The 1,145-nt window shown below is 56.5% G+C and carries 1 protein-coding gene; it reads left to right on the top strand.

Annotated features, from left to right (window positions below; translation table 11 throughout):
• A partial coding sequence (locus U4E84_RS18110) for an ABC transporter substrate-binding protein (protein ID WP_322533459.1) occupies window positions 1-965 on the top strand: 965 nt, incomplete at its 5' end.
• Window positions 966-1,145 lie beyond the last annotated feature (180 nt).

Genomic DNA, 1,145 nt, shown 5'->3' with positions numbered 1-1,145 from the left:
ACATCGGCGATGGGCGCGAGGTCGGCGAATTCGAACTGGAGAACGGTACCGTCGTCAACCATCTTCAGATCAACCAGCTTGGCTCTGACTCTATCATCTTCAACGCTAACAGGGTTTCCCTCGCAGTCCGGCGAGCAATAGCGCTGATATTGAATCTTGATGACATCGCAGAGAACCTGTACGCGAATCAGGAACCTGCATACCATTACGTACCGCCGGAGATGTTCCCCAACTTGGACGGCAAGTACGACTCGCCAGCGGACGCCTATGAGGCCCACCTGAACGGCGAGGATATACAACTCTCGTCGGAGGCGTCCGAACTCGTTCAAGACGGGTATCCGTGGGGAATGGGTGAAGAGCGTATAGATGAGGCGCAGCAACTCATCGAAGACGAGGACCTCGTCGGTGAGTCGTACACCATGACGCTGTCCGAAGAGGAAGACTGGGAACGGGTCGGCGAGCGAGTTCAGTCAAAAGCGGAAGCCATCGGGTTGGAAATTGAGTTAGAGACTGCGGACTATGGCACGCTCATAAGCAGGGGAGTCGAAGAGCAGTCCCTCGACTTCTACTCACTCGGCGACACGGCCGAGGTGCCGGCGCCCGACAATCTACTCCGTTTCTATCCGCCGCAGACCGCCAACAACCAAGCGAGCCAATGGGGCGAACGTATCGATGACGGCGACGACCCCACGAACCCCGATTCGTGGGAGACCCGAGTCCAACAGGAGACGGCGGAAGCTTGGGAAGAAGATTACATTCAGGCACAGGCCTCCGGTGACGAGTTCGAACAGCAACGCAACAGAGCCTATCTCACCGTAGAAGAGGCGATCTGGCACTCGGTTCAGATCATCCCGACTGCCCACCGCATCACCCGGGAGTTCTGGACTGACGACGTCGATTACACGCCGCCCGGCGTGATGGAAGGGAAAACGTACAACACGGTTAGTATTGACCGCGAAGATTGACGACTGAAAGGCCGATTCACTCTCGTCGGTCCGTCGGCCTTGAGCCGTGGTCTGACCGTGTCACTCGGACTTTCGGACCGATCGTCGAGTTCGCGAATCTAAACGCTTCAGGACACACTGAACCAGATAAACACACAAACGCAAACGAATGAAACGGCTAAAATATCGCGGCAAGCGACT

The organism is Halorubrum sp. AD140 (assembly GCF_034497445.1).
In the GTDB taxonomy this organism is placed as follows: domain Archaea; phylum Halobacteriota; class Halobacteria; order Halobacteriales; family Haloferacaceae; genus Halorubrum.
The sequence above is the reverse complement of the archived record's forward strand: the minus strand, read 5'-3'. Positions and strand labels throughout refer to the sequence as shown.